This window comes from Mycobacterium sp. SMC-8, assembly GCF_025263565.1.
Classification (GTDB): domain Bacteria; phylum Actinomycetota; class Actinomycetes; order Mycobacteriales; family Mycobacteriaceae; genus Mycobacterium.
Window position 1 is genome coordinate 1,611,716 of the sequence record NZ_CP079865.1, and the last position, 23,560, is coordinate 1,635,275.

Below are 23,560 nucleotides of genomic sequence, written 5' to 3' on the forward strand. Positions count from 1 at the left end.
GAACGAGCGCTGCCGTTGTGCGATCGTTCAACGCCACGGCACCGCCACGGTGCGATCTCTGCGTCTTCGGCCCGATGGCTGGCGTCGTCGCACGTCCGGCGTGATAGTTCTGCCATGTCATTGGTCAGCCCGGCTGAGCAGCAGCCACAGTTGCGCCGCGAGTTCTCCCTCGGATCGGCGTTCGCGTTCGCGTTCGCCTTCATCTCTCCGATCGTCGCCCTGTACGGGATCTTCGGCCTTGCGCTGTCGGCGGCCGGCCCGAGCTTCTGGTGGGGCTTCGCGCTGGTGTTCGCCGGCCAGTTCCTGGTGGCCCTGGTGTTCGCGACCCTGGTGTCGCGGTGGCCGCTGGAGGGCTCCATCTACCAGTGGTCGCGCCGCCTGCTGGGCAGCACGTACGGCTGGTTCGCCGGCTGGGTCTACATGTGGACGCTGGTGATCGCGATGGCCACCGTCGCGCTGGGCGCGGCCGGATTCACCGCCCACATCGTCGGCATCGAGGAACCCTCGGGCGGGACGCTGGCCTGGATCGCGCTGCTGATCCTGCTCGCGGGCACCGCGGTCAACCTGGTCGGGCGTCAGGCGCTGAAGATCTTCATGATCGGCAGCATCATCGCCGAGGTCATCGGCTCGGTGGTGCTGGGCACCTGGCTGCTGCTGTTCCACCGGCACAACTCGCTGTCGGTGCTGTTCGAAGGCGGCGGCACCGATGTGGATCTGTGGTCCTACCTCGGGGGGCCGTTCCTGCTCGCGGTCGCGTTCATCGGCTGGTCGTTCGTCGGCTTCGAGAGCGCCGGTTCCATCGCCGAAGAGGTGCACAACCCGAAGCGGGACCTGCCCAAGGCCGTGCTGTTCTCGCTGGCCTTCATCGCGCTGGTGGTGGGCTACTCGAGCCTGGCGATCATTCTGGCCATCCCCGACCTGGATGCGGTGGCCGAGGGCGCGGTCAGTGACCCGGTGTACGAGACGCTGACCGACGCGCTGGGCGCCGGCATCGCCAAGCCGGTCCAGGTGATGTTCGTGATCGGGTTCCTGGCCAGCTTCCTGGCGCTGCAGACCTCGGCGTCGCGGGTCATCTGGGCCTACGCCCGCGACGGTGCGCTGCCGGCAGCCGGCACGCTGGTGCAGCTGCGGGGCAAGGCCCGCATCCCGGTGGTGGCGATCCTGGTGACGACTGCGATCGGCGCCGGTCTGTTCCTGCTGAGCATCGTCGCCGGCGACATCTACTCGCTGATGGTGAACTTCACCGCCGGCGGCTTCTACCTCGCGTTCCTGTTCCCGCTGATCGGCTTCCTGGTGGTGCTGCTGCGCAAGGGCTGGACGCCTGGGGCGTTCTCACTGCGCGCATGGACGCTGCCCGTGGCGGTGGTGGCCGTGGTGTGGGCGGTGCTGCAGTTCGTCAACATCGCCTGGCCCCGTGTCGCGTTCGAGCAGCGCTACCTGGACTGGTCGGTGTGGATCGGCATCGTGGTGCTCGGGATCATCGGTGCGGTGCTGTACGCCACGGTGAAGTCGAGGATCACCGCGCCGCGTGACGAGGACGAGGACGAACCGGTACTGGCGAATGAGTGAGCAACCGGTCGCGCTGGTCACCGGCGGCGCCAGCGGGATCGGCGCCGCGGTGGTGGAGGCGCTGACCGCGCGCGGCTACACCGTCGGGTGCCTGGACCTCAACCCGGGGACAACCGAAAATGCCGTCGCGACCGACGTTTCCGACGCCGCGGCGGTCGCGCAGGCGGTGGCCGAGCTCAGGGAGCGGCTGGGTCCGGTGAGCGCGGTGGTGACTTCGGCGGGCTACTACGAGATGGCGCCGGTGTCGGAGATCAGCGTGGACGCGTGGCGACGGATGCTGCGCGTGCACCTGGGCGGGCTGGTCAACGTCGCCCGGGCCACGCTGCCGGACCTGCGCGCGGCGCGCGGGTCGCTGGTCGCGGTGGCCAGTGAGCTCGCCGTGGGTGGCGGTGACGAGGACGTCCACTACGCGGCCGCCAAGGGCGCGATTCTCGGCCTGGTGCGCAGCCTGGCCGCCGAAGTCGCCGGCGCCGGGGTGCGGATCAACGCGGTCGCACCAGGCCCCACCGACACCCCGCTGCTGGCCGCCGACTCACCCTGGCGCGCACCGGAATACCTGCAGACGCTGCCGCTGCGGCGGCTCACCACGCCGGCCGAGGTGGCCCGCTGTGTCGAATACCTGGTCTGCGACGCGACGTTCAGCACCGGAGACGTCGTCAACGTGAACTCGGGAGCAGTGATATGAGTACCGATCTGCACGGTCGGGTCGCGCTGGTGACCGGGGCGGCCCAGGGCATGGGCGCCGTACACGCGCGGCGACTCGCGAAAGCCGGTGCGGTCGTGGCCGTCAACGACCGCGAAGACAGCGACGCGCTGACCGCGTTGGCGGCCGAGATCGGCGGGCTGACCGCCGCCGGCGACGTCTCGGATCCCCAGCAGTGCCAGACCATCGCCGCGCACGTGGCCGCCACCGCGGGCCGGCTCGACGTGCTGGTGGCCAACCACGCGTACATGACCATGGCGCCGCTGCTCGAGCACGACGCCGACGACTGGTGGAAGGTGGTGGACACCAACCTCGGTGGCACCTTCTTCCTGGTGCAGAGCGTGCTGCCCTACATGCGGGACGCCGGGGCGGGCCGCATCATCGTGATCACCAGTGAGTGGGGAGTGACGGGCTGGCCGGCGGCGACCGCCTATGCCGCATCCAAGGCGGGGTTGATCTCGCTGGTCAAGACGCTGGGCCGCGAGCTGGCCCGCGAGCGGATCATCGTCAACGCGGTGGCGCCCGGAGTCATCGACACCCCGCAGCTGCAGGTCGACGCCGATGCCGCCGGAGTGCCCGTCGCCGAAATCCGGCACACCTATGCCGACGCGATTCCGTTGGGCCGCATCGGCGAGCCCGACGAGATCGCCGCGGCCGTCGAGCTGCTGGCCGATTTCAGCATGGAAGCCGTGGTGGGACAGGTGATCTCGTGTAACGGCGGCTCCACCCGCACCAGAGCGTAAAGGCAAGAGGAGAGCACAGTGCAACAAGATCCGCGGACGCGGACGGAGTCCGGAGTGCTGGGCCAGATCGATGCCCAGCAGGTGCCGCGCTATGCCGGGTTCGGCACGTTCGCCCGGCTCCCGCAGCGGCACGAGGTCGCCGACCATGACGTCGCGGTGATCGGTGTGCCGTTCGACAGCGGCGTCACCTACCGGCCCGGAGCGCGCTTCGGCCCGGCCGCGATCCGGCAGGCCTCCCGGCTGCTCAAGCCGTACCACCCGGCGCTGGACGTGTCTCCGTTCGCGGCGGCTCAAGTCGTCGACGCCGGCGACATCGCCGCGAACCCCTTCGCCATCACCGCCGCGGTCGAGCAGGTCAAGGACGGCATCCTCGGCCTGGTCACCCGGCCGGAGCAGCGGTTCGTGCTGCTCGGCGGCGACCACACCATCGCGCTGCCCGCGCTGCAGGCCGTCAACGAGTTGCACGGTCCGGTCGCGTTGGTGCACTTCGACGCTCACCTCGACACGTGGGACACCTACTTCGGGGCTCCCTGCACCCACGGCACCCCGTTCCGGCGCGCGTCCGAGCAGGGCCTGATCGTCAAGGGCCACTCCGCGCACGTCGGCATCCGCGGCTCGCTCTACGACGCCGCCGATCTGCTCGACGACGCCGAACTCGGGTTCACGGTGGTGCACTGCCGCGACATCGACCGCATCGGGGTCGACGGCGTCATCGAGCGCGTGCTCGAGCGCGTGGGGGACCACCCGGTGTACGTGTCGATCGACATCGACGTGCTGGATCCGGCGTTCGCGCCCGGCACCGGAACCCCCGAGATCGGCGGCATGACCAGCCGTGAGCTGGTCGCGGTGCTGCGGGCGATGCGCGCGGTGAACATCGTCGGCGCCGACGTGGTCGAGGTGGCGCCGCCCTTTGACCACGCCGAGGTGACGGCCGTGGCCGCCGCGAACCTTGCCTATGAGCTGATCACCCTGATGGTTGGCTGATGGAGCGCTTCAGCTGGCCCGAAGGCAAGACCGCCGCGGCCGCGTTCACGTTCGACGTGGACGCCGAATCGGCGATCCTGTGGGGCAACGAGAGCGTCGGGGCCCGGATGAGTGTGATGAGCCACCAGGCCTACGGTCCGCTGGTCGGAATCCCGCGCATCCTGGATCTGCTTGAGCAACACCAGATCCGGTCGACGTTCTTCGTGCCCGGACACACCGCCGACCGCTACCCCGAGGCGGTCCGCAGCATCGTCGCGGCGGGGCACGAGATCGCCCACCACGGGTATCTGCACGAGCAGCCCACCGCGCTGACCCTCGAGGAGGAGATCGACGCGCTGGACCGCGGACTCGCCGCGCTGGCCGATGTCGCCGGCGTACGGCCGGTGGGGTACCGGGCCCCGATGTGGGATCTGTCCTGGCGCACCCCCGCGCTGCTGGCCGAGCGTGACTTCCTGTACGACTCGAGCCTGATGGACGCCGACCATCCCTACGAGTTGGCGATCACTCCGGACACGCAGGAGTCGCTGGTCGAGATCCCGATCCAGTGGGCGCTCGACGACTGGGAGCAGTACTGCTTCCTGCCCGACATCTCCGGCAGCGGGCTGATCGAGAGCCCACGCAAGGCGCGGGAGCTGTGGCAGCTGGAGTTCGACGCGCTGCGCAAGGCGGGTGGCTGCTGGGTGCTCACCAACCATCCGTTCCTGACCGGCCGGGCGTCGCGGGCCGCCGAACTCGGTGAGCTGATGCGGTACGTGCTCGACCACGACGACGTCTGGGTGGCCTCGCTGCAGGAGGTCGCCGAACACGTTCGGACGCTGAGGCTTTCACCACGGTCGATCACGCCTCCCGACATTCCGCGCTGAGCAGGCTGCGCAGGGTGCTGGTGACGAACTTGCGCAGCGCCACGTCGCGTTCGGACCGGGCCTCGCCGACGGTGGTGAGCAGCGCGTACACGCCGAGGAGGAAGAACGCCGCGCTGTGGTAGGAGTCCACGTCGTCGTAGAGTTCGCCGCGGACGCGCAGGCGCTCGATCTCGGCGGCGAGCAGCACGAAGATCGGATGGTTGGTCCACTGTTCCCGTTCGGGCCGGGTGGGCGAGAAGTACAGACTGATGACGTCGTGAAACAGCGCTGATCCCCAACGGGTCTCGAGTTCCAGCACCAGCTCGACGATCCGTGTCAACACCGCGGGCAGGTCGCGGCGGGTGTCGAGGAACCGGCTCAGCTCGTTGGCCAGGCGCATCTCGTCTCGTCGGATGAGTTCGAGCAGTACGTGTTCCTTGGTGGGGAAGTGGAAGTAGAAGGTGCTGCGCGCGACCCCCGCCGCCTTCACGATGGCGTTGATGTCGGCGGCGCTGGTGCCGGAACGCTGGAACTCCACAATCGCGGCGTCGAGCAGCCGCGCACGGGTGTTTCGCCGCTGGGCTTCGCGTCGCGTCGCACTCTCTGGCACGCGCACCATTGTGCAGCACGGCGCCTTTGCTGACCAGTGTCACCGAAATCCTGAGATCGTCAGTCGGCCTGACCGGGCCGTGCAGGCGGCTCACGATCACACGATAAGCCGACTTAGGCTGCCAGATTCGACCCGATCACCGTGCGGCGGGCCACCCGGGCCGACCCAGGTTCATTGTCATTTGTCAGTGAATTATGCTAGACCTGTGACGACCGGAGCGGCAGCAGATCGAATCAGGCGGAGCGAGCGATGACGACAGCGACGGCGAACACGACGAGGGCGATGAACACCAGAGGCCAGCGCATTCTCCTGTGGACGGTGCCGCCGGCGGCAGCGCTGTTCGTCGTCGCGTTCTTCCTTTTCCCGGTGTTCTCCCCGCCGCTGTCGCCGACGATGACCCCCGAGCAGGTGGCGGCCTTCTTCGCCGAGAACACCACCGGCATTCTGGGCGTCGCGATTCTGTGCAATCTCATCGCGTGCTCGCTGGTTCCCCTTTTCGCGGTGATCGCGGTGCAGATATCCCGGACCGCCACCTCGAGCAGCGTCTTCACCTACGCCTACATCCTGTGCGTCGGCGTCGGACTCACGGCGTTCATCCTCGCCGACTACTGCTGGGGCATGGCGGCGTTCCGGCCCGAGCGCGACCCCCAGCTGATCAGCCTGCTCAACGACATGGCGTGGTTCTTCTTCATCGCCCCGGTCGGCACGATCGTCGTGCAGAACCTCTGCCTGGCCGCCAGCATCTACCTCGACGCGCGGCCGGACCCGATCTTCCCCCGGTGGGTGGCGCACTTCAACATCGCGACAGCCGCCCTGTTGATTCCCAGCGCGTTCTCCGTCCTGCACACCACAGGTCCGCTCGCGTGGAACGGCGCGGTGTCATTCACGCTGCGGCTCAGCGTCTTCGCGTGCTACATCGTGGTGATGTTCATCGTCCTCGTGGGCGTGGTCAACCGCCAGGGCGACGAGCGGGAGGCCCTGGTATGACCCAGACCAGGAAGCTAGACCAGTGGATCGCGTTCTGGTCGGTCCCGATCTTCTTCAGCCTGTTCGGGTTGGTCTTCGTGCCGATGAGTTGGATGATGCCGCCGCGATCGCCGAGCAGTTCGCAAACCGAGATCGGCGAGTTCATGCAGTCGCCCAACCTGCTTGTCGCGTGCGTGATCCTGACGCTGACGTTCGGGCTGGGGCCGGTGTCCAATGCGTGCTACCTGATCCAGATCAAGCGGATGTCGGTCAGCCCGGTGCTGCGCTTCACGCTGATGATGGGGGCGATCACCGGAACCATCGTCGGCATGCTGTTCCCGATGTTCTGCTTCGGGCTCGGCGCGTTCCGCCCCGGCTACGACCCGGCGATCCTGGCGATGCTGTTCGACTTCGGGTACCTGGCGTTCATCGGTTCGCTGGGCTGTTTCTGCGTGATGTGGATGGCCTTCGGACTGGCGATCATCCTCGACCAGAACAACATCCTGCCGAAGTGGCTGGGTTACTACACCGTGTGGCAGTACGTCACCGAGTTGATCGCGGCACCGGTCTGGATCGCCAAGTCGGGTCCGTTCGCGTGGAACGGGGTGATGACGTTCTGGTTCGCGATGGCGCTCTATGTGTCGTGGCAGATGATCGTGTACGTGTGCATCTTCCGGGCGATCAAGAATCAGCCCGACGAGGAGCTGGAGAACGCCTGGCTGACGACGGAATCGGCCGCCGCGCAACCTCCGGCCAAGGCCAGCGCATGACCGGGGTATCCACCGAGCCCACCGCGGTGGCCGGCGTCGGCTCGCGAAAGACCCAGCGGCGCGGTCACGTTCCCGGCGAATCCAGCGTGTGGTTCTTCGTCATCGGCGACCTGCTGATCTTCGGCGTCTATTTCGTCGTCTACATGTACTACCGCGGCCAGGACCAGGATCTGTTCCTGCACAGCCAGGCGAAGCTGAACCTCACCATCGGCGCCGTCAACACCGTCGTGCTGCTGACCAGCTCGCTGTTCGTCGCGCTGGGCACTGCTGCGGCCCGGGCCGGGAAGACCACCGACGCCTACCGGTTGTTCTGGCTGGCGCTGGCCGGCGGTGCGCTCTTCCCGGTGCTCAAGGCGTTCGAGTATATCCCCGAGATCACCGCCGGTCTGACCCCGGGAACGAACCTGTTCTTCATGTTCTACTACGTGATGACGGGGATGCACCTGTGCCATGTGCTGCTCGGCCTGGTGATCCTGGGCTTCGTGATCCGTGATCTGCGCGGCCCGGCGCATCGAATGTCGCTGGTGGAGACCGGCACAACGTACTGGCACATGGTCGACCTGCTGTGGCTCGTCCTGTTCGCGCTGCTCTACCTGATGAGGTGATCCTGCTGACCGGATATCTGCGCCATCCGCTGACCCTGGTGTGGGCGCTGCTGACGGCGGTGACCGTGGCGTCGTGGCTGACCGCCCGCGACGGCGGTGGGGGAGAACACCTCAACGCGTCGGTGACCGTCGTGGTGCTGCTGATCGCGGCGGTCAAAACCCAGCTGGTGATCTGGCATTTCATGGAAGTACGGCGGGCACCGCGGTGGCTGAAGGTGACGACGAACGGATGGCTGGTCGTCCTTTTCGGTGTGCTGCTGGGTCTGTACTTCAGCGCTGTCTAGGGTTGTGCGAACTCAGCCACCGCGCACCTCATCGGTGATGTCGGCGAGCTGGTTGTCGTCGCGGTGGTCGTTGAAGTTCCGGCATTCCCCGTAGATCTCGACCGTGCCGCGGTCGGGGTAGTTCCCGGGGCCGACGAGGACCATCACGCCGCCTTTGTGGACCGCGTCGCCGGCGGGCTGGAAGCCCGGCGGCGGCCCCGGCGCCCAGCCGGGTTGGCCGGCCAGGGTGTCGGCGATCTGCCGGCTGACACTCTGGCCGGGCGGCGTCTCGAACGCCACGTCGACGCGGCCGTGGAACGGCGGGTCGCCCTGATCGTTACACCACTCCCACTGGAAGCTCGCGTACGTGACACGCAGGTTCGCCGTCCGCACAACATCTTTGGCCGCATCAACGACCTGGGCGCGGGATTCGGCGTCGGACGGCGGTGGGGCGGTGGGCCCCCCGGCCTGCGGTGTGTTCGGCTCGGACGGGGACATCGGTGAGCATCCTCCTACAGCTGACGTCGCGGCGGCGAGTATGACGGCCAGCCCCGCGATACGACGACTAGTACCCGTGGTCATTGGTCACCGATCCTCCCGCCCGGTTCCACTCGGGGTCATATGTCACCGGCGTCTCGACGTTCATGTGCGGCGACGGAACCTCACCGAGGATCGGGACGTCGAGCTGCTGCGGTGTCGACACCGTCAGCTCGGTGCGCGGCTGCGCCAGCAGGCCGAGTTCGCCGAGACGGTCCGGATTGCCGGTGACGATCTCGGTCATGCTGCGCAGCGACTCGCTACCGACGGCGTAGTAATACGAATGGTCGGACGGGTCGATCATGTCGGCACCGGGAACCTCGGCCCGGAACCGCGTCGCACCGAAGTCCTCGAAGGCCGGGTCGGCGCCCAGACCGGCCGTCGGGCCGACCATGTTGCCCAACGAATCGTTGAGTTCGCCCGGCAGCGTGTTGCCCATCTGGCCCAGCCAGCCGACCGGGTCGGTGGACGCGTCCCCGATGTAGACCTGCCCGCCGTCGAGGTTGAAGTCCGCGGCACTGCGCGCCACGTCGGTGCCGGGACTGCCGAGCAGGATCGCGTCGTCGGCGCGCATCCCGCTGTTGGCGAACGCGTCGGCGACGGTGGTGGAACCGTAGGAGTGCCCGATCACCGTCACATGCTCGCGAACGCCAGCCTCGTGGGTCACGCTGAGCCCGTTGACATCCCACGCCAGGGTGGCGCCCCCGGCGCGTGCGAGGCCCGCGTTGGCGATGTTGGGGTCGGTGAAGCTCTCCGGGGTGTCGTAGCCCATCCAGGAGATCACCGCGGTGGGGTCACCGGGATCGGCCTTGAGTGATTGGCCGTAGAGATTTATCGCGTCGTTGTGCCCGTCGGACAGCCAGCCATCGCGGACGCTGGCGCTGGTGCCGGGCACGATGACCGCGGTGTTCGACGCCTTGTCCGGATTGCCGATCGAGACCGCCGCGCGGCCCTTGCCGTCGAAGGCCTGTGGGTCGTAAGCCCACAGCATGGTCGGCCGCCAGTTCCTGTCGTGCCGCTCCTGTGCGCCGATCTCGCTGTAGCGGCGGGACTCTCCGTCGGGCGCGCCGAGCTGATGCAGCAGTCCTTCCTGGGTCCGCTTCGCATTCTGGTAACGCGTGACGTCGCCGTCGGTCAGCCCATAGCGGCCCGGATTGCCCACCACCTCATCGGCCGGGACGTGGTTGCGGGACGCCACGTTCTCCACCCGGTCGAGGTCGTCGTCCATCACCGCGACGTTGACCTGGTCGCGCACTTCGGCAGGAATCCCGTTGAGATTGCCCAGGATCGGTGGATGCCGGTCGATCAGCCCACGGCGCTGATCGTCGGTCAGCGCGTTCCACCACGCCGTCACGCCGGCAGGATCGGTGTCCGCCGACGGGATCGCGATGTTCTGCCCGCCCACGGCCACGGACGGAGTCGGGATGTCGACTCCGGCGGCCTGATCGATCGCCGACGCGGTGTTCTCGTCCAGGTCGGTGAACAGCTGCAGCATCTTCTTCAGAAACGCGGTGAACTTGTCGGCCAGGCTGTCCAGAAAGCGCCCGACAAGCCACTGCTGCGGGGTGACCGTCCCGTCGTCGGCGACGGCGAACCCGAACCGGTCCAGCGTTGACACCAGGTCCAGCAGAGCATCCCGCAACGCGGCCATCTGCACGCCGCCGTTGCGCAGCGCGGACTCGAGGTTGAGCAGCCGCCGGGCGATCCGGTCCTGCTTGGCGAGGTCCCTGACCCCCTGCGCAGCCGCGCCGGTGGCGGCCTGCCCGGTCCAGTGCTCCTGCAGATGGACCAGCATCTCCCGTTCGCCGGTGAGGATCGTCTCGAGTTCACTGCGCCGGCGACCCAGGGCGTCGGCGGCGTCGACCAGCCGGTCGGGATCCGAGTCCCGCACCGTCGACACTGAAACCGACATGGCCCTCCTGTTCCGGTCGCAACGATCGTTCCACATCGAGGGCCGGCGCCTGCGGAGTTAATGTGGGCGGATGGGCACTCAGGTGATTCCGGGCGGCGTGGTGCACGAACTTCCCGATGATCTGCGCACCGCGCTGACAGGGAACGCGACGGCGCTGGCGGCGTGGCAGGACATCACCCCGCTGGCGCGCAACGAGTTCATCTGCTGGGTCGAGGACGCCAAACAGCAGAAGACCCGCGAGCGGCGGATCCGCCGCACTCAGGAGGAACTGGAGGAGGGCATGCGCCGGCCGTGCTGCTGGCCGGGCTGCAAGCACCGCGAGCGCAACGGCAAGGCCTAGCGGCTGCGCCGGCTCTCCCGCCGGTTGGCCTTCTTGATCTCGTCGACGAGTTCGTCCTTGGTCATCGTCGACCGGCCGGGGATGTCGAGGCGACGTGCCAGGTCGACGAGGTGCTTCTTGGTCGCGTTCGCGTTGACGCCCTCAGCGGTGTCGCCCTTGGCCTGCGGCCCGCCGCTCTCGGCCCGCTCGTCCGACGGCCCGCGCTGATCCTTCTTCTCCCAGTGGTCGCCCACCTTCTCGTAGCTGTGCTTGAGGGCGCTGTAGGCGACGCGGTGCGCCCGTTCACCCTCGCCGTATTCCTCGGCGGCAGCGTCGTGCGCCTTGGCGAACGTGCGCTGGGCCTTCTCCTCGGAGCGCTGCAGAGTGCTCGGCAGCTCCCTTTGCTTGGCCTTGCCGGATTTCGTGGTTTTCGGCATCGTTGACCTTCCTTTCTGGGAGTTGTTGTCGCGCAATGGATTCGCTGTGCATAACGGTGCAGCACCTCCATCGTGTTCGTCTCGTCGACCAGCGGACCGAGCCGGCCGGTTGACGACGTCGTCATAGCGGGGGTCCAGGACGGTCGGTTTCTTCGTCCGCACGGGTACCCGGCCGACGGTGTGCGACACATCAGGAGCCGCCCTATTGAGCGGGCGGGGGGTACAGGCGGGCGGGTGCGGCAGAATCGAGCACTTCACGGCAAGGCGATGCTTTGCGCGGAAAGCTGGGCCGAGCCGAACCGCTGCCCTGCATGGCAGATAAATTCTGTGCAGAAACGTGAATTCGCGGCGTGCGGAAGGTGAGCGGTGTGATCATGAAGTTCGCGGCAATGCCGACGACCTACCGCTAGAATGACGCCGCAATCGACTTCGGAGAGGCGGGACGCCCGTGTTCACAGGCAGGAAAACGCCTCTCACCGCGGCGGTCGCGCTGGTGGGAGCAGGCGTCATCGCCGTCACCCCCGTCGAACCCGCTTCCGCGGCGACGCCGCCGATCAACCCGGCCGTGCGGCTCGCGGCGATACCCAGCCCACTGCAGTTCTATCCGCAGGTGCTGCTGCGTGCGGCCGAGAACACCGCCGCGCTTGTCGAGGCGTACTTCGCCGACCCGCTGCCGCTGACGCGGCTGACCATCGAGAAGCAGGCGCACGCGCTCGTCGAGGCGTGGGACGCGATCGGCGCCGGCGACGGGGCGGCGGCATTGTCCGCCGTCGGCAGAATGGTCTTCCAGCCGGTCGTGACCGCCGCCGGTGCCTGGGAGTACTTCGACGGCCTGATGGACAATCCCAACGCACCGGGGGCGTTGTTCCAGATCGTGTTCAGTCCCGTCCTCGGCGGATTCGCGGCCCTCGGCGTGGCGATCGACGAGGTTGTCGACGCCGCGGTGGCCCTGGATCCGGTCGGTCTGCTCAACGCGGTGCTGAACATTCCGGCTCGGATCCTCGACGGTGTGCTCAACGGCGGGTACGGCTCTCCGTTCGGCAACTTCGACAATCTGCCGGGGCTCGTCACACCGCTGACGGTCGAGGGGTACCTCGCGCCCGGGCCGATCGCGCTCGCGATCCGGATCGGCCAGGACGCGGCCGACCATATCGAGCAGTCGGAGGCGGTCACGGCGCAGGTTGGGGCTGAACACGCTGTTGCCGTAGAACCTTCGGATGACAGCGGGGCCGGACCACAGTCGGAGATCGGAGGTGAGAAGTCCGAGCCGTCGGACGACCTCCTCGCCAAGGCGAATACCTCGGAGACCGGCGGACCGGCCGTGGCCGAGGACACCGCGACGAATGTGCCGGAGCTGGCGAATTCCGTGCCGGAGCCGACGGAAACAGAGCCGGACCAGCTCGACTCGAGGTCACACTCAGAGCCCGAGGCAGAAGCAGACTCCGAACCGGAGCTGGAATCGGAGCTGGCGCAGGACGCCGGTCCGGCGCAGGCGGTCAGCGCAGCGCGGCCCGACCCCGGACCCGAAAAAGCATCAACCTCGGCAGCGTGACGGCCGGCAGCAGCGCCGTGCTGCCGGCGGCCTGGAACACCTGATCCCGGCCGGTCCGAAGAGGGTCACCGAGGCGCCGATCCCCGCGGTGCGCGCAGACCCAGAGTCCGGCGGCCGGCGGCGATCAGATGCTCGCGGAACGCGTCCTCGTCGAGGTCGTCGAAGTCATTGCGGGCGGCCCCGGCGAATCCCGACATCACGATCGTCGCGTTGATCTGACCGCTGACGCCGGGTTCGACGTCGGCGAGCAGCCGCATCTGCCGGGTCACGATCGACCTCCAGTCCGCTCGCGAGCGCAGCAATTCGTAGACCAGCGCGTCACCACTGAGCACCGACACCAGGTCGCGGTTCGCGGCGGTCAAGGTGGCGTATCCGACGAGCATCCGGTCGGCACGCGCACGGGGGGTGCGTTGCGCCTCCGCCGCCTCGACGAGCGCCGACACGTCGGTCAGCACCGGTTCGAGGATCGCGTTCAACAACTCGTCTCGGGTCCGGAAGTGGTGATAGATCGCCGATTTCGTCAAGCCCAGTTCCTCGGAGATCATCTGCAGCGATGTACCTGCGACGCTGTGCTGCTTGAACAGTTCGATGGCGACCTCGATCAACCGCACGCGGGTCTGCTTACTGGTCTCGGAGGCAGAACCGGGCACTCCGCCCCTGGCTGTCACGCCGCTCACAGCGCGATCGTAGCTGACCAGCCGGCTGGTCTGACCCATACGTTTGGTCAGCTGTTCCTGTACGATTGGTCAGCAAGCAACCTTGTGATCGTCCAGGACGCCGAACGACGGCGGACCTGCGGGCGGCCGCCATGGAGGCCGTTGAGGGCTGTCTCAAACGCGCGATCACCGCCCACCGAGAACCCGCCCACATCGGAGGAACAACTGCATGGCAATCGATTTCGATCGCAGAGAGCACAAACCTCTTGATCTCACCGGCAAGGTGGTGGTCATCGTGGGCGGTGGTCAGATGCCCGGACCCGGAACGGGCAACGGCCGCGCCACAGCCATTCTGGCGGCCCGGCACGGCGCCGAGGTGGTGGCCGCCGATCGTAATCGGGCCGCCGCGCAGGAGACGGTGGACATGATCGTCGCCGAGGGTGGACGCGCCTACGCCGTGCAGGCCGATGTCTCCCTCAAAGAGGACTGCCAGAAGATCTTCGACGTGACGATGCAGACCAGCGGCCGAGTGGACGGCATGGTGTACAGCGTGGCGATCAACCCGCCGTTCGAGCGCGAAGCGAACTCGATGACGACCGAGGACTTCAACCACGGCATCAACGTCAACGTGCTGGGCTGCTACTACTGCAACCTGTACGCCGCGCAGTGCATGGAGAAGAACGACGGCGACACCACGGGCAGCATCGTGAACTTCTCGTCGATCGCCAGCTTAAAGAACGAGGTGGGCCTCAACATCGGCATCATGCCGTACGCACTGGGCAAGTGCGGCCTGAACTACATCACCGAGCTGACGGCGGTGCAGTTCGCCGCTGCGGGTGTGCGCGCCAACACCCTGATGCTCGGGCCCATCGATTCCATTCTCGGCAACCATGATTCGCAGACGCTGTTCGGTCTGGAAGCCGAGGAGGTTGAGGCGACTTACCTCGAGGTCGTGAAGCTGAAGATGGGTCGGGGCAGTGTGTGGGAGACCGCGTGCGCGGCGCTCTTCCTGCTGGCCGACGAGTCACGCTTCATGACCGGCCAGCAGATCCGTCTCGACGGTGGCGCCACCCTGGTGCGCTGACCGCTCCGTCCGCCTTCTCCAATAACTCGGGGGGCTCAACCCTGTTCGCCGCGGCCGGTGCGCTGTTGGAGGTCGTCGATCAGCTCGGAGGCCTGTGCCTTCGTCGCGTCCTCGGGAACCTCGACGCCGGCCTCCTGGGCCAGCGTGTGCAGGTAGCTGCGCTGCGCACCTGTCATCGGCTCATCTCCGGTGACCCACTGCGAGGTGTCCTTTTCGGCGTTCTCCCGAGGTGCCTGTGTCGTGTTCTCGCTCATGCGCTACGGGATGCCAATCGCACGTGCGTGCGGCTCCTCAGGTTCTCGTGGGTAGCTGGGGGTGGAGTCCGCCGCGGCAGAGGTAGATCATTGAGGCCAGTGTTTGGGCGGAGTGGTGGCCGTATCCGCGGGCGTTGATCAGCCTGGTCGTGGCGTTGATTCCTTCGAGTAGGGCGTTGGATATGCCGAGTTCGATGGCGGCGAGGATCGGCTCGAAGTAGGCCTGAAAGCGTTTGCCGAGCGAGATGAAGACAGGAATGCGGGATCGTTTGGCCGCGGTGATCCAGGCTTTAAGAAGTCGCCGGGCTTGACCGGGTGGATGGTCGTAGCGGTAGAGATCTCGGACCTGTTCTTTCAGTGCCCAGGCCCGTCCGATATGGCGGTTGGTCTTGGCGATGTGGTTGACCAGGTCGCGTTTGGACTCGCTGAGTTTGTCCTCACCAGTGCGCAGCGCCCAACGGCCGGCTTTCCAGTCCGCGGTGCTCATCATGGCGCGGCCGGGGCCGGTGGCCGCGCCGGCATAGACGCGATCGAGAGCTCGGTTGACCCACTGCATCAGGTGGAAGCCGTCGTAGCAGATGACAGCGTCTGGCAGATGCTCGGCGGTGGTGCTGGTGTAAACGCTGGAGAAGTCCATGCTTACTGCCTCGATGCGATCGAGAATTGAATCTGGTTGGCTGGTATAGAAATTGGCTAGTGATTCCTTGCTTCGTCCGGGCTGGATGTCGATGACGGTGCCGGTGTCGTGATCGCCGATGATGGTCAGGTAGCGGTGCGGGTGGCGGTAGCAGACTTCGTCGACACCGATGCGGTAGAGGGTGTCGAGTCGGCGTTGATCGAGGAGTTCGGCGACGCCGCGGTTGATGATGGCGGTGACGGTTTCCCAGGCGCAGCGCATCAGCGTGGCCACCGATGTGCGGTCGGTGCGTTGGGCCAGCCACAGCACCGTGTCTTCGAAGTCGCGGGTGTGGCGGGCACCGGGCCGCGCCCACGGCAGCTCCTCGGTGATCACGCCGCACTCGGGGCAGTCCAGGCGGCGGATCTCGTAGACCAGCCATAGCCGACGATGGGCCAGATCGAGGTGGCGCCAGCGTCGGCGGCGCCGGTCGTAGACCGACCGGAGGCGTTTGCCGCACGGGCAGCTCAGCAGGCGTGCGGTGGGCCGCAGCACCACTTCGACATCTCGGTCGCCGATGCTGACTTCGGTGACGGTGGCTCCGGGAATGGCCAAGAGACGGTTAAATGCAGTACTGACGCGCACGCGAGTCGTCCTAAAGGTTGCGGTTGGTGTGGTAACCCCGAAAACCTAAAGGCCCGACCGCGTGCGCGTCGCCCGTTTCACAGCCGACTCGCCGAACCTCTTACACACCAACCAAAATCGCCGCTGAGCAGCACAAAAGCGCCCACTAGAACACTAGGAGCGCCACGTGCGTTCGAAACGCTCCGGGCGAATAGATCATGCGGACGGACGCCCCGAAAGCCGACCTGCCAGTATCGACGCGTGGGCAAGAACGAACGCGCAAAGATCGTGATGACCGACGACGAGATCACCGAGTTCATCGAACGCAGCCGCACGGCGACCATGGCTACCGTGCTGCCGTACGGCAGGCCGCACCTGGTCGCCATGTGGTACGCCGTCCTCGACGGAGAGATCTGGTTCGAGACCAAGGCCAAGTCGCAGAAGGCCGTGAACCTGCGCCGGGATCCGACGATCACCGTGATGATCGAGGACGGCCTGTCCTACGACACGCTGCGCGGCGTGTCGATCGACGGTCGGGCCGAGATCTACGACGACCCGGAAACCTCACTGCGCGTGGGCATCAGCGTCTGGGAGCGCTACACCGGCCCCTACACCGACGAGATGCGCCCGTTCGTCGACCAGATGATGAACAACCGGATCTGCGTACGCGCCGTGCCGTCCCGGATGCGCAGCTGGGATCACCGCAAGCTCGGCATGCAGGGCATGCCGGTGTCGGGCAGCACCGCACAGTACCTCAGCTGAGCGGGCGCCACCTCAGCTGAACGCGCGCGGCGGGTTGAACCCGGGGTTGGCCAGCGCGGTGGCGGTCGCCGTGCCGATCGGTCCGACCTCGTCGACCACCACCGCGGTGCCGGTCGCGACACCGGCGTGGCTGTCGTGGGTCAGCGCAGCCAGTCCGAGGTAGGGCCCTTCCGGCAGCCGGCTCAGCGTCAGCGTGTAGTCGGCGTTGATGAACGGCAGCCCGTCGGCGCCGAAGTGGGTCAGTGAGCTCGCCATGTCACCGGCGAGCGCCGCCCGCGTGAACGGTGTCAGCTCGGTGCCGCCGACGATCGGGCCCAGTTCCCGGGTCCAGATGTACTTCGGGCCCTCGTGCGCCCACGCGCCGAGCCCCAGGCTCGGGGTGTCACCGTCCTTGCCGTAAGTCCACACCACCGTGACGATGTCGTCGGGAACGGAGTCGGCGTGGGACGGGATGGGCGGCATCGTCACTCGGGTGCTGAACCGCTCGCCCGGCGGCTGCTCGCCGCGGCGCAGGAACAGGGCGTTGGCCCGGGCGACGACGGCGCCCGACTGCGTCATGACGGCGTCGACCAGTTTGAGGCGCCGGCCCTCCCGGACCACGGTGGTCTGCACACGCACGGGTTCGGCGAGCGCGGCCGGCCGGAACAGGTCGACGGTGAGGCGGGCCGGTTGCAGCTCGGGATCTCCGGCGTCCCGCTCGATGACGTGGCCGAGCAGCCCACCGACGTAGTTGCCGCTGATGGTCTGGCCCCAGGGGCCGCGGGCCCAGTCGGTGGGACGGAACGCGCCACCGTCGGCGACGAAGAAAGCCCGGCTGCTCACCGCGGCGACGATAGCGGCCGCGCCCGGGTCGGGTCAGCGCAGCCCACCGGTGGTGTCGCGGTCAGCGCCGGGACAGGATCCGCTTGACGTCGGCGGTGACGGGATCGACGAGGTCGTTGAACTCGGGGTGCTTGTCGATGAAGCCGGCGACCATCGAACACACCGGCACGATCCGCAGCCCCGCGGCACGGGTGGCCTCCAGCGCCTGCTGCACCAGAATCGTCGCCAGGCCGCGCCCGCTGAACGCGTCGTCGATCTCGGTGTGCGGGAAGATGCGCTGTCCGTCGTGGTCGATGTACTCGGTGAAGCCGGCTTTCGTGCCGTCGACGGAGATGGTGAAGCGGTCCGAGTCGTCGGTGACCTCGGTGGGGGCGCCGTTCTTGTCGGTGGTCATGGCCTCCTCTATACCCCGGGATGGGGGCGGGGACGCAGGGTGGCGTTCGGCAGTGGTGGCGCGGGCAGTCTGGTCGTGGTGCCGCGGTAACCCTCGACGGCGCCGAAGCGGTCGTCGTGGTTCTGCCACTGTTCGCGGTATCTGACGATGTCGTCGTGGCTGCGACCGACGAAGTTCCACCACATGATCAGTTCTTCGGTGAACGGGGTGCCGCCGAGCAGCAACACCCGGGCCGGGGTGTCCCCGCGGTTGTGCAGGTGCAGCCGGTGGTGGCCGGCGCCCTGGAACGCGAGGTCGGCGACGGCGAGGCGGGAGCCGCAGGCCTGGACGTCGCCCTGGTCGACGAGCACGCCGTGTTCGAAATCCCGGTCGATGTCGAGGGTTACGTCGACGCCCGGCTCTAGGTCCAACTGCGCCCCGAGCAGCGGGGTGAAGGTGTGCACGGGCGAGCGGTGGCCGTCGAGTTCGCCGAGGAACACCCTGGTGGTCACGCCGCCGGTGTGCCCAGGAGCGGGCGCGTAGTGCGCGAAGTCGCGGCCGGTGTCGCGGTCGGACTCGGGCAGCGCGACCCACAGCTGCGCGCCGTGCAGGACGGTCGTCGACGCCGTGGAGACCTCGGAGTGGCAGATGCCCGCGCCTGCGGTCATCAAATTCAGCTCGCCCGGCCGCACCATCGCGTGCACGCCGGCGCTGTCACGGTGTTCGACCTCGCCGCTGAACAGCCAGCTCACCGTCTGCAGCCCGGTGTGCGGGTGCGGAGGTACGTCCATACCCGTGCCTGCGCGCACGTTGTGCGGGCCGTAGTGATCGGCGAAGCACCACGCGCCGATCAGCGACCGTTCCCGTTGCGGAAGCGTGCGCCGGACCCGGATGGCCCGCGGACCGCCCAGCGGGACCTCGCGCGGGTGCAGGACACCCGCGAATCCCGCGGCCGCGCAATTGATTTCAGGAGGCGCCAGATCGGTGTTGCTCATCGGTTCACAGTAGTCTCCTCTGCGTTCGGGCGGACCATCGCCGAATGGATCACCTCGAGGTCGTGGTCGTCGATCCGGAAGACGCCGAAGCGGAACTTGTAGCCCCACCGGGATTTGTCCTCGATGAAGTCGAGATCGCCGAGCAGCGGCCGGATCGGCGTCTCGACACAGTCGAGGAAGTCCACGTTGCGACGCCACGGTTGAAAGTCCGGCGTTATCTCTGCCTGATAGGGCTCGTCGTCGGCGACCTGACCGATCGCGGTGAACGCCTGCAGCGGTTCCCCGTCGGGATACGCGGTCTTGGGGGAGTAAAAGACAATCCAGTCGCCCCGGGACATCTTGCGCAGCATGTGCGGCTTGCCGTGGTTGGCCTGAGTGAAACGGCCGCGAACACCGCGCTCGACGTGGTCGCGGCTGACCGTGTTGATCCAGTTCGTCATGACCGCACGCTATGCCCGCGGCCCGACATTCCCCAGGGGCCGACCGCCCGCCCTGTGGATAACTCGGGCACTACTCTGACGCCATGAGCGACGGCGCCGTCACGGCCGACTATCTGCGCAGCATCACCTTCGAGAAGCCGCCGTGGGGCAAGCGCGGCTACAACGAGAAGGCGGTCGCCGATTTCCTGGCGTTGTGCGCGCGCCGCCTGGACGGGCGCGGGCATCTGACCGCCGAGGACGTGCGCAACGTGCGCTTCAACAAGCCGCCGTTCGGCAAGCGGGGTTTCAACGAGGAGCAGGTCGACGCCCTGCTCGCCGAGATCGCCACAGCCATCGCCGAACTCGATGCGCAACCCGAACTCGATGCCTGACCCGGAACCGATCCGCGGCGACCTGGCCGAACTGCGGCGCCGCCGTGCGCTCACCGAGGACGCCGCGCGTCCGGACGCCGTGGAACGCAGGCACGCCCGCGGTGGCCGCACCGCCCGCGAGAACGTCGACGATCTCGTCGACCCCGGCACGTTCGTCGAGTACGGCCGGTTTGCCATCGCGCCGCAGCGGATGCGCCGCGACGTCGAAGAGCTGGTCGCCCGCACCCCCGCCGACGGACTGGTGGCCGGCACCGCCCGCGTCGACGGGCGTCCCTGCGCAGTGCTGTCCTACGACTACACCGTGCTCGCCGGCACCCAGGGCGCGCTGGGCCATCGCAAGAAGGACCGGCTGTTCGAGCTGATCGAGCGCATGCAGCTGCCGACGGTGTTCTTCGCCGAAGGTGGTGGCGGCCGCCCCGGCGACACCGACTACCCCGTGGTCTCCGCACTCGACACCCGCGCGTTCGCGCTGTGGGCCAAACTCTCCGGCGTCGTGCCGCGCATCGCGATCGTCAACGGCCGCTGTTTCGCCGGAAACGCCGTCATCGCAGGCGCTTCCGATCTGATCGTCGCCACCCGCGACGCGTCGCTCGGCATGGGTGGGCCGGCGATGATCGCCGGCGGCGGCCTCGGCAACGTGCCACCCGACGAGGTCGGGCCGATGACGACGCAGGAACCCAACGGCAACGTCGACGTGGTCGTCGACGACGAAGCCGCCGCCGTCGCGGTGACCAAGAAGCTGCTCGGATACTTCTCGGGCCCGGTCGACCCGTGGACCGCTCCGGACCAGACGGTGCTGCGCACCGCGGTGCCCGAACGTGCCCGCCGCGCCTACGACGTCGCCCCCGTCATCGAGACCCTCGCCGACGAGGACTCCTTGACGTTCCTGCGGCCGAAGTTCGCCCGCGAGATGGTGACCGCGCTGGCGCGCATCGAGGGCAGGCCGGTCGGGGTGATCGCCAACGACACCCGCTTCACCGCCGGCGCCATCACCGCGGCCGCGTCGGACAAGGCCGCCCGGTTCCTGCAGTTGTGCGACGGGTTCGGGCTGCCGGTGGTGTCGCTGATCGACTGTCCGGGCTACATGGTGGGCCCGGCCGCCGAGGCGGAGTCGCTGGTGCGCCGCGCGTCGCGGATGCTGGTGGCGGGCGCCGCACTTCGCGTGCCGATGGTCGCGGTGATCCTGCGGCGCGGGTACGGGCTGGGCGCGCAGGCGATGGCCGGGGGCAGCCTGCACGAGCCGGTGCTGACGGTGGCGTGGCCGGGCGCGCACCTGGGTCCGATGGGCTTAGAGGGCGCGGTCCGGCTGGGGATGCGCAAGGAACTCGACGCCATCGACGATGAGCAGGAGCGCGAGGAACGCGTTCGAGCGGCCACCGCGGCGGCACAGGAGAACGCCAAAGCGCTGAATGCCGCGATGCTGTTCGAGATCGACGATGTGATCGACCCGGCCGAAACCCGCGCGGTGATCGCGGCCACCTTCGCCGCAGCGGAGATGGGCACAAAAAAACCGGCTCCTGTGGGGAGCCGGTTCATCGACACCTGGTGAAGAGAAACCAGGTGGGCGGTGACGGTGCCGCCTGCGCCTCTCGGCGAGTGGTCGCTCGAAGCGACGATTGTGGATGGGGCCCGGGGCATGCCCGGCACCGTCGCATGATGTAACCGGCGGGCGGCTGGTTGTATTCCGGGCCGCGTCCGCCGCCGACCCGAAATCGGCGCATTCTGCCGAATCTGCAGTGCAAGCGATCTGAGCGTCTCGTACCCTGAGTTGTCTATAGCTGAAGGGGGAGAGCTAATGCCGCACGTGGGGACTCTGATCCGGGCAGCAGCGTCGGTTGCCGTAGTCGTCATTCTGGTCGTGTGGTCTGTCCTCGATTTGGACACCGCATCGAAGGTTGCCGGTGTCGGTGCCTGCCTACTGGCTCTGCCCGCCATCTGGGCGGTGGGCCGGCGGCGCCGAGGGCGGCAGACGGATGAAGACACGTCGGCGTCGGCGGCCCAAAGCATCCGGGGTGTCCGAGCCGGGGGAAGTGTCCGACAGCGCAGCTCGACCCCGACGGATCAGCGTATCGCTGGTGTGGTGACTGATCGCGACGTCGAACAGAGCCAATGATCCACCCGGCCTACAGCCAGAAGATCGAGGGTGCCCGCGCCGGGCGCGATATCAACCAGAGCCTGAACGTTGTCGATGGATCAACGCGCGACGCGGGGATCTGGCACTGGTCGAGCTGGCGCGAGAAAGCCTTGGCCTTCCACCTGAACAGCGCGGGTGCGCACGCCACTCGCCTGCTCGCGTCAGGGCTCGCGCTCCCTCGACCGGAGTCGACACTGATCGCCGAGTCTGCCGAGCGCTTCCTGAACGACGACCCGCATGCTCCTCAAACGGTCGCGCTGTACGGAAAGCACGGGACGGGTCGCAGCACACTGATGATGGCCGTCGCATTCGAGCTCGCGGACAAAGGGTTTGAGGACATCTTTGTCGCCGACGACTACATGCGGTTCGCGCAGACCGATCTGCGTCGGGTGCTGCCCACCGATCGGAAAAGCGTCCTGATAATCGATGACGCTGATCTGCAGGGGGCAGTGAGACCGGTCTACAACTGCCGGGGATCGGGCATCCTGGCGCTGGGCTCCTTTTCGAGACGCCGTGGCGCGACAACGTTCCTGGGTATCGGAGGCCGCCAGTACGAGCCGGTGACCCTGGCTGACCGGCCGGACGCTGAGCAGCTCGGGCAACTGGCGGATGTGCTGCAAGCGCCTCGGTTACCGAAGGACCGCCAGAACCAACTCAATCGGTGCAATTTCCGGTCGGCGTATCGCATCTTGAAAGGCGAGCCGCCCCCACTGGACTTAGCTCTCCAACTCGTTGACCTGCGCTTCGAGGGCCACGATATCGAGCTCGCAGTGTCCTTGTTGACATGGTGTGGGACGCACGATGTCCTGGTACCGGTTTCTGTCCTGCGAAGAGCCGTCAACACTCCCGTCATCGAAGAACTCGAGCCCTGGCTTCAGTCCCGCCCGATCTTCGATTCCGCCGGCGAGGCGTCGGCGGTGTGGATCGAGGACCAGGCAGTGATGAATCTCGCGATGAGCGAGTGGAAGAAACACCACGTCGTCGACAAGGCCAGCTTCGATTGGGAGATCGGCCGAAACATCGACGCAGTCCTCGGCGTGGTCAACGCGACCAAAGCCCCGGAACGCGTGTTCACCCGCCAGGTGATTCGAATCGCTGAACCCCAAGTGGCGCGAGAGGCGGTGGAACGCGGCTTCACAACGATCGTGAACTGCATTCACGACGAAATCGACCGAGGGGCGCTTTTGGCTTGGGCATCGGCGATTCCGCCGGGTAGCGATGCCGCCTTCGCCCAGCTGCGCGACGCGGTTCAGGATCACATCCTCCAGACCAATCCCGATTTCGGTGCAGTAATCGCGTTCGTCACCGGCGAGTCAGAGCGCGAGATGTCTGACGACGCTGTGGCGACAGCCGCGAAAATGATCCCGATAGAGCAGTGGGCGGACGTTCTCGAACTGTGTCAGGGCCGGTCGGGCGGCGTCCTCGGGGTACCGACATTTCACACCGCGCTCAACTTCATACGTCGGCACCCCGACGCAGAAGAGATCCTGTAGATTAAGAACAGCGCTCAGATCATCGCGACGCGCCTGATACGGGACCCTCAGCCTGGACCACGAATCTGGCTGCGGGACCTGTTGATTGATCAAGACAGGCTGTCCCCGGCCGATGGAAAGTCGC

27 protein-coding genes are annotated in these 23,560 nt (G+C 67.3%); 16 read left to right on the forward strand and 11 right to left on the reverse strand.

The genetic code is table 11. The annotated features are described in order from the left end of the window. Positions 1-114: 114 nt before the first annotated feature. From KXD97_RS07865 to KXD97_RS07885, 5 genes are read left to right on the forward strand one after another with little or no spacing between them, the layout of a single operon-like run. On the forward strand, positions 115-1,569 hold the full coding sequence (locus KXD97_RS07865; protein WP_260756177.1) for an APC family permease: 1,455 nt from the start codon (positions 115-117) through the stop codon (positions 1,567-1,569). Then, positions 1,562-2,254 (forward strand): SDR family NAD(P)-dependent oxidoreductase, encoded by a 693-nt coding sequence (locus KXD97_RS07870; protein ID WP_260756178.1) that lies wholly within the window; start codon positions 1,562-1,564, stop codon positions 2,252-2,254. The genes KXD97_RS07865 and KXD97_RS07870 overlap by 8 nt, the downstream gene beginning before the upstream one ends. Next, positions 2,251-3,015, forward strand: coding sequence for an SDR family NAD(P)-dependent oxidoreductase (locus KXD97_RS07875; protein ID WP_260756179.1), 765 nt, complete (start codon positions 2,251-2,253; stop codon positions 3,013-3,015). The genes KXD97_RS07870 and KXD97_RS07875 overlap by 4 nt, the downstream gene beginning before the upstream one ends. A gap of 18 nt (positions 3,016-3,033) precedes the next feature. Next, entirely contained in the window at positions 3,034-3,999 is a 966-nt protein-coding gene (speB, locus tag KXD97_RS07880; protein WP_260756180.1) for an agmatinase, read from the forward strand. Then, the gene (locus KXD97_RS07885; RefSeq protein ID WP_260756181.1) at positions 3,999-4,862 is read left to right on the forward strand and encodes a polysaccharide deacetylase; all 864 of its coding nucleotides are present in this window, start codon (positions 3,999-4,001) and stop codon (positions 4,860-4,862) included. The genes speB and KXD97_RS07885 overlap by 1 nt, the downstream gene beginning before the upstream one ends. Here KXD97_RS07885 and KXD97_RS07890 read toward each other — a convergent pair. Further along, positions 4,837-5,460, reverse strand: coding sequence for a TetR/AcrR family transcriptional regulator (locus KXD97_RS07890; RefSeq protein ID WP_260756182.1), 624 nt, complete (start codon positions 5,458-5,460; stop codon positions 4,837-4,839). The two genes, KXD97_RS07885 and KXD97_RS07890, sit on opposite strands and share 26 nt — an antisense overlap. 240 nt (positions 5,461-5,700) lie before the next feature. Here KXD97_RS07890 and KXD97_RS07895 point away from each other — a divergent pair, with 240 nt between their 5' ends. From KXD97_RS07895 to KXD97_RS07910, 4 genes are read left to right on the forward strand one after another with little or no spacing between them, the layout of a single operon-like run. Then, the gene (locus KXD97_RS07895) at positions 5,701-6,438 is read left to right on the forward strand and encodes a hypothetical protein (RefSeq protein ID WP_260756183.1); all 738 of its coding nucleotides are present in this window, start codon (positions 5,701-5,703) and stop codon (positions 6,436-6,438) included. Further along, complete coding sequence (locus KXD97_RS07900; RefSeq protein ID WP_260756184.1) at positions 6,435-7,187, forward strand: hypothetical protein; 753 nt, start codon at positions 6,435-6,437, stop codon at positions 7,185-7,187. The genes KXD97_RS07895 and KXD97_RS07900 overlap by 4 nt, the downstream gene beginning before the upstream one ends. Then, complete coding sequence (locus KXD97_RS07905) at positions 7,184-7,792, forward strand: cytochrome c oxidase subunit 3 (RefSeq protein WP_260756185.1); 609 nt, start codon at positions 7,184-7,186, stop codon at positions 7,790-7,792. Before KXD97_RS07900 ends, KXD97_RS07905 begins: the two co-directional genes overlap by 4 nt. A 5-nt stretch (positions 7,793-7,797) precedes the next feature. Further along, on the forward strand, positions 7,798-8,076 hold the full coding sequence (locus KXD97_RS07910; protein ID WP_260757880.1) for a cytochrome C oxidase subunit IV family protein: 279 nt from the start codon (positions 7,798-7,800) through the stop codon (positions 8,074-8,076). A 12-nt stretch (positions 8,077-8,088) separates the two neighbouring features. On the opposite strand, the gene KXD97_RS07915 is transcribed toward KXD97_RS07910, so the two are convergent. Both KXD97_RS07915 and KXD97_RS07920 read right to left on the reverse strand, forming a co-directional pair. Further along, complete coding sequence (locus KXD97_RS07915) at positions 8,089-8,553, reverse strand: hypothetical protein (RefSeq protein ID WP_260756186.1); 465 nt, start codon at positions 8,551-8,553, stop codon at positions 8,089-8,091. Between the two features lie 67 nt (positions 8,554-8,620). Next, the gene (locus KXD97_RS07920) at positions 8,621-10,504 is read right to left on the reverse strand and encodes an alpha/beta hydrolase family protein (protein ID WP_260756187.1); all 1,884 of its coding nucleotides are present in this window, start codon (positions 10,502-10,504) and stop codon (positions 8,621-8,623) included. A 70-nt stretch (positions 10,505-10,574) separates the two neighbouring features. Here KXD97_RS07920 and KXD97_RS07925 point away from each other — a divergent pair, with 70 nt between their 5' ends. Further along, positions 10,575-10,844: a YdeI/OmpD-associated family protein gene (locus tag KXD97_RS07925; protein ID WP_098002373.1), complete on the forward strand. Its 270-nt coding sequence runs from the start codon at positions 10,575-10,577 to the stop codon at positions 10,842-10,844. Here the strand turns inward: KXD97_RS07925 and KXD97_RS07930 are convergent. Next, the gene (locus KXD97_RS07930) at positions 10,841-11,260 is read right to left on the reverse strand and encodes a ChaB family protein (protein WP_260756189.1); all 420 of its coding nucleotides are present in this window, start codon (positions 11,258-11,260) and stop codon (positions 10,841-10,843) included. The two genes, KXD97_RS07925 and KXD97_RS07930, sit on opposite strands and share 4 nt — an antisense overlap. A gap of 448 nt (positions 11,261-11,708) precedes the next feature. Here KXD97_RS07930 and KXD97_RS07935 point away from each other — a divergent pair, with 448 nt between their 5' ends. After that, positions 11,709-12,812, forward strand: coding sequence for a hypothetical protein (locus KXD97_RS07935; RefSeq protein ID WP_260756190.1), 1,104 nt, complete (start codon positions 11,709-11,711; stop codon positions 12,810-12,812). A gap of 65 nt (positions 12,813-12,877) precedes the next feature. Here the strand turns inward: KXD97_RS07935 and KXD97_RS07940 are convergent, their stop codons facing one another. Beyond that, positions 12,878-13,489: a TetR/AcrR family transcriptional regulator gene (locus tag KXD97_RS07940; protein WP_260756191.1), complete on the reverse strand. Its 612-nt coding sequence runs from the start codon at positions 13,487-13,489 to the stop codon at positions 12,878-12,880. Between the two features lie 208 nt (positions 13,490-13,697). Here KXD97_RS07940 and KXD97_RS07945 point away from each other — a divergent pair, with 208 nt between their 5' ends. Beyond that, a complete protein-coding gene (locus KXD97_RS07945; RefSeq protein ID WP_260756192.1) occupies positions 13,698-14,552 on the forward strand; it encodes an SDR family NAD(P)-dependent oxidoreductase in 855 nt (284 codons plus the stop codon). Positions 14,553-14,587: 35 nt separating this feature from the next. Here KXD97_RS07945 and KXD97_RS07950 read toward each other — a convergent pair whose 3' ends face one another. Then, on the reverse strand, positions 14,588-14,806 hold the full coding sequence (locus KXD97_RS07950; RefSeq protein ID WP_260756193.1) for a DUF3072 domain-containing protein: 219 nt from the start codon (positions 14,804-14,806) through the stop codon (positions 14,588-14,590). 37 nt (positions 14,807-14,843) lie between these two features. Beyond that, a complete protein-coding gene (locus KXD97_RS07955) occupies positions 14,844-16,037 on the reverse strand; it encodes an ISL3 family transposase (RefSeq protein ID WP_260756194.1) in 1,194 nt (397 codons plus the stop codon). A 270-nt stretch (positions 16,038-16,307) separates the two neighbouring features. Here KXD97_RS07955 and KXD97_RS07960 point away from each other — a divergent pair, with 270 nt between their 5' ends. After that, complete coding sequence (locus KXD97_RS07960) at positions 16,308-16,808, forward strand: pyridoxamine 5'-phosphate oxidase family protein (RefSeq protein WP_260756195.1); 501 nt, start codon at positions 16,308-16,310, stop codon at positions 16,806-16,808. Positions 16,809-16,820: 12 nt separating this feature from the next. Here KXD97_RS07960 and KXD97_RS07965 read toward each other — a convergent pair whose 3' ends face one another. From KXD97_RS07965 to KXD97_RS07980, 4 genes are all read right to left on the reverse strand, one after another. Next, a complete protein-coding gene (locus KXD97_RS07965) occupies positions 16,821-17,630 on the reverse strand; it encodes a thioesterase family protein (RefSeq protein WP_260756196.1) in 810 nt (269 codons plus the stop codon). A gap of 61 nt (positions 17,631-17,691) precedes the next feature. Next, complete coding sequence (locus tag KXD97_RS07970; RefSeq protein ID WP_260756197.1) at positions 17,692-18,024, reverse strand: GNAT family N-acetyltransferase; 333 nt, start codon at positions 18,022-18,024, stop codon at positions 17,692-17,694. A gap of 8 nt (positions 18,025-18,032) precedes the next feature. Further along, complete coding sequence (locus tag KXD97_RS07975; protein ID WP_260756198.1) at positions 18,033-18,998, reverse strand: pirin family protein; 966 nt, start codon at positions 18,996-18,998, stop codon at positions 18,033-18,035. Continuing rightward, entirely contained in the window at positions 18,995-19,438 is a 444-nt protein-coding gene (locus KXD97_RS07980) for an EVE domain-containing protein (protein ID WP_260756199.1), read from the reverse strand. The genes KXD97_RS07975 and KXD97_RS07980 overlap by 4 nt, the downstream gene beginning before the upstream one ends. Before the next feature lie 83 nt (positions 19,439-19,521). Between KXD97_RS07980 and KXD97_RS33080 the strand changes: the two genes are divergently transcribed. The 3 genes from KXD97_RS33080 (at position 19,522) to KXD97_RS08000 (ending at position 23,436) form a co-directional block, all read left to right on the forward strand. Next, entirely contained in the window at positions 19,522-19,809 is a 288-nt protein-coding gene (locus tag KXD97_RS33080) for a DivIVA domain-containing protein (RefSeq protein ID WP_313901361.1), read from the forward strand. Next, entirely contained in the window at positions 19,802-21,358 is a 1,557-nt protein-coding gene (locus KXD97_RS07995; protein WP_260756200.1) for an acyl-CoA carboxylase subunit beta, read from the forward strand. Before KXD97_RS33080 ends, KXD97_RS07995 begins: the two co-directional genes overlap by 8 nt. 560 nt (positions 21,359-21,918) lie before the next feature. After that, a complete protein-coding gene (locus tag KXD97_RS08000) occupies positions 21,919-23,436 on the forward strand; it encodes a hypothetical protein (RefSeq protein WP_260756201.1) in 1,518 nt (505 codons plus the stop codon). Positions 23,437-23,560 lie beyond the last annotated feature (124 nt).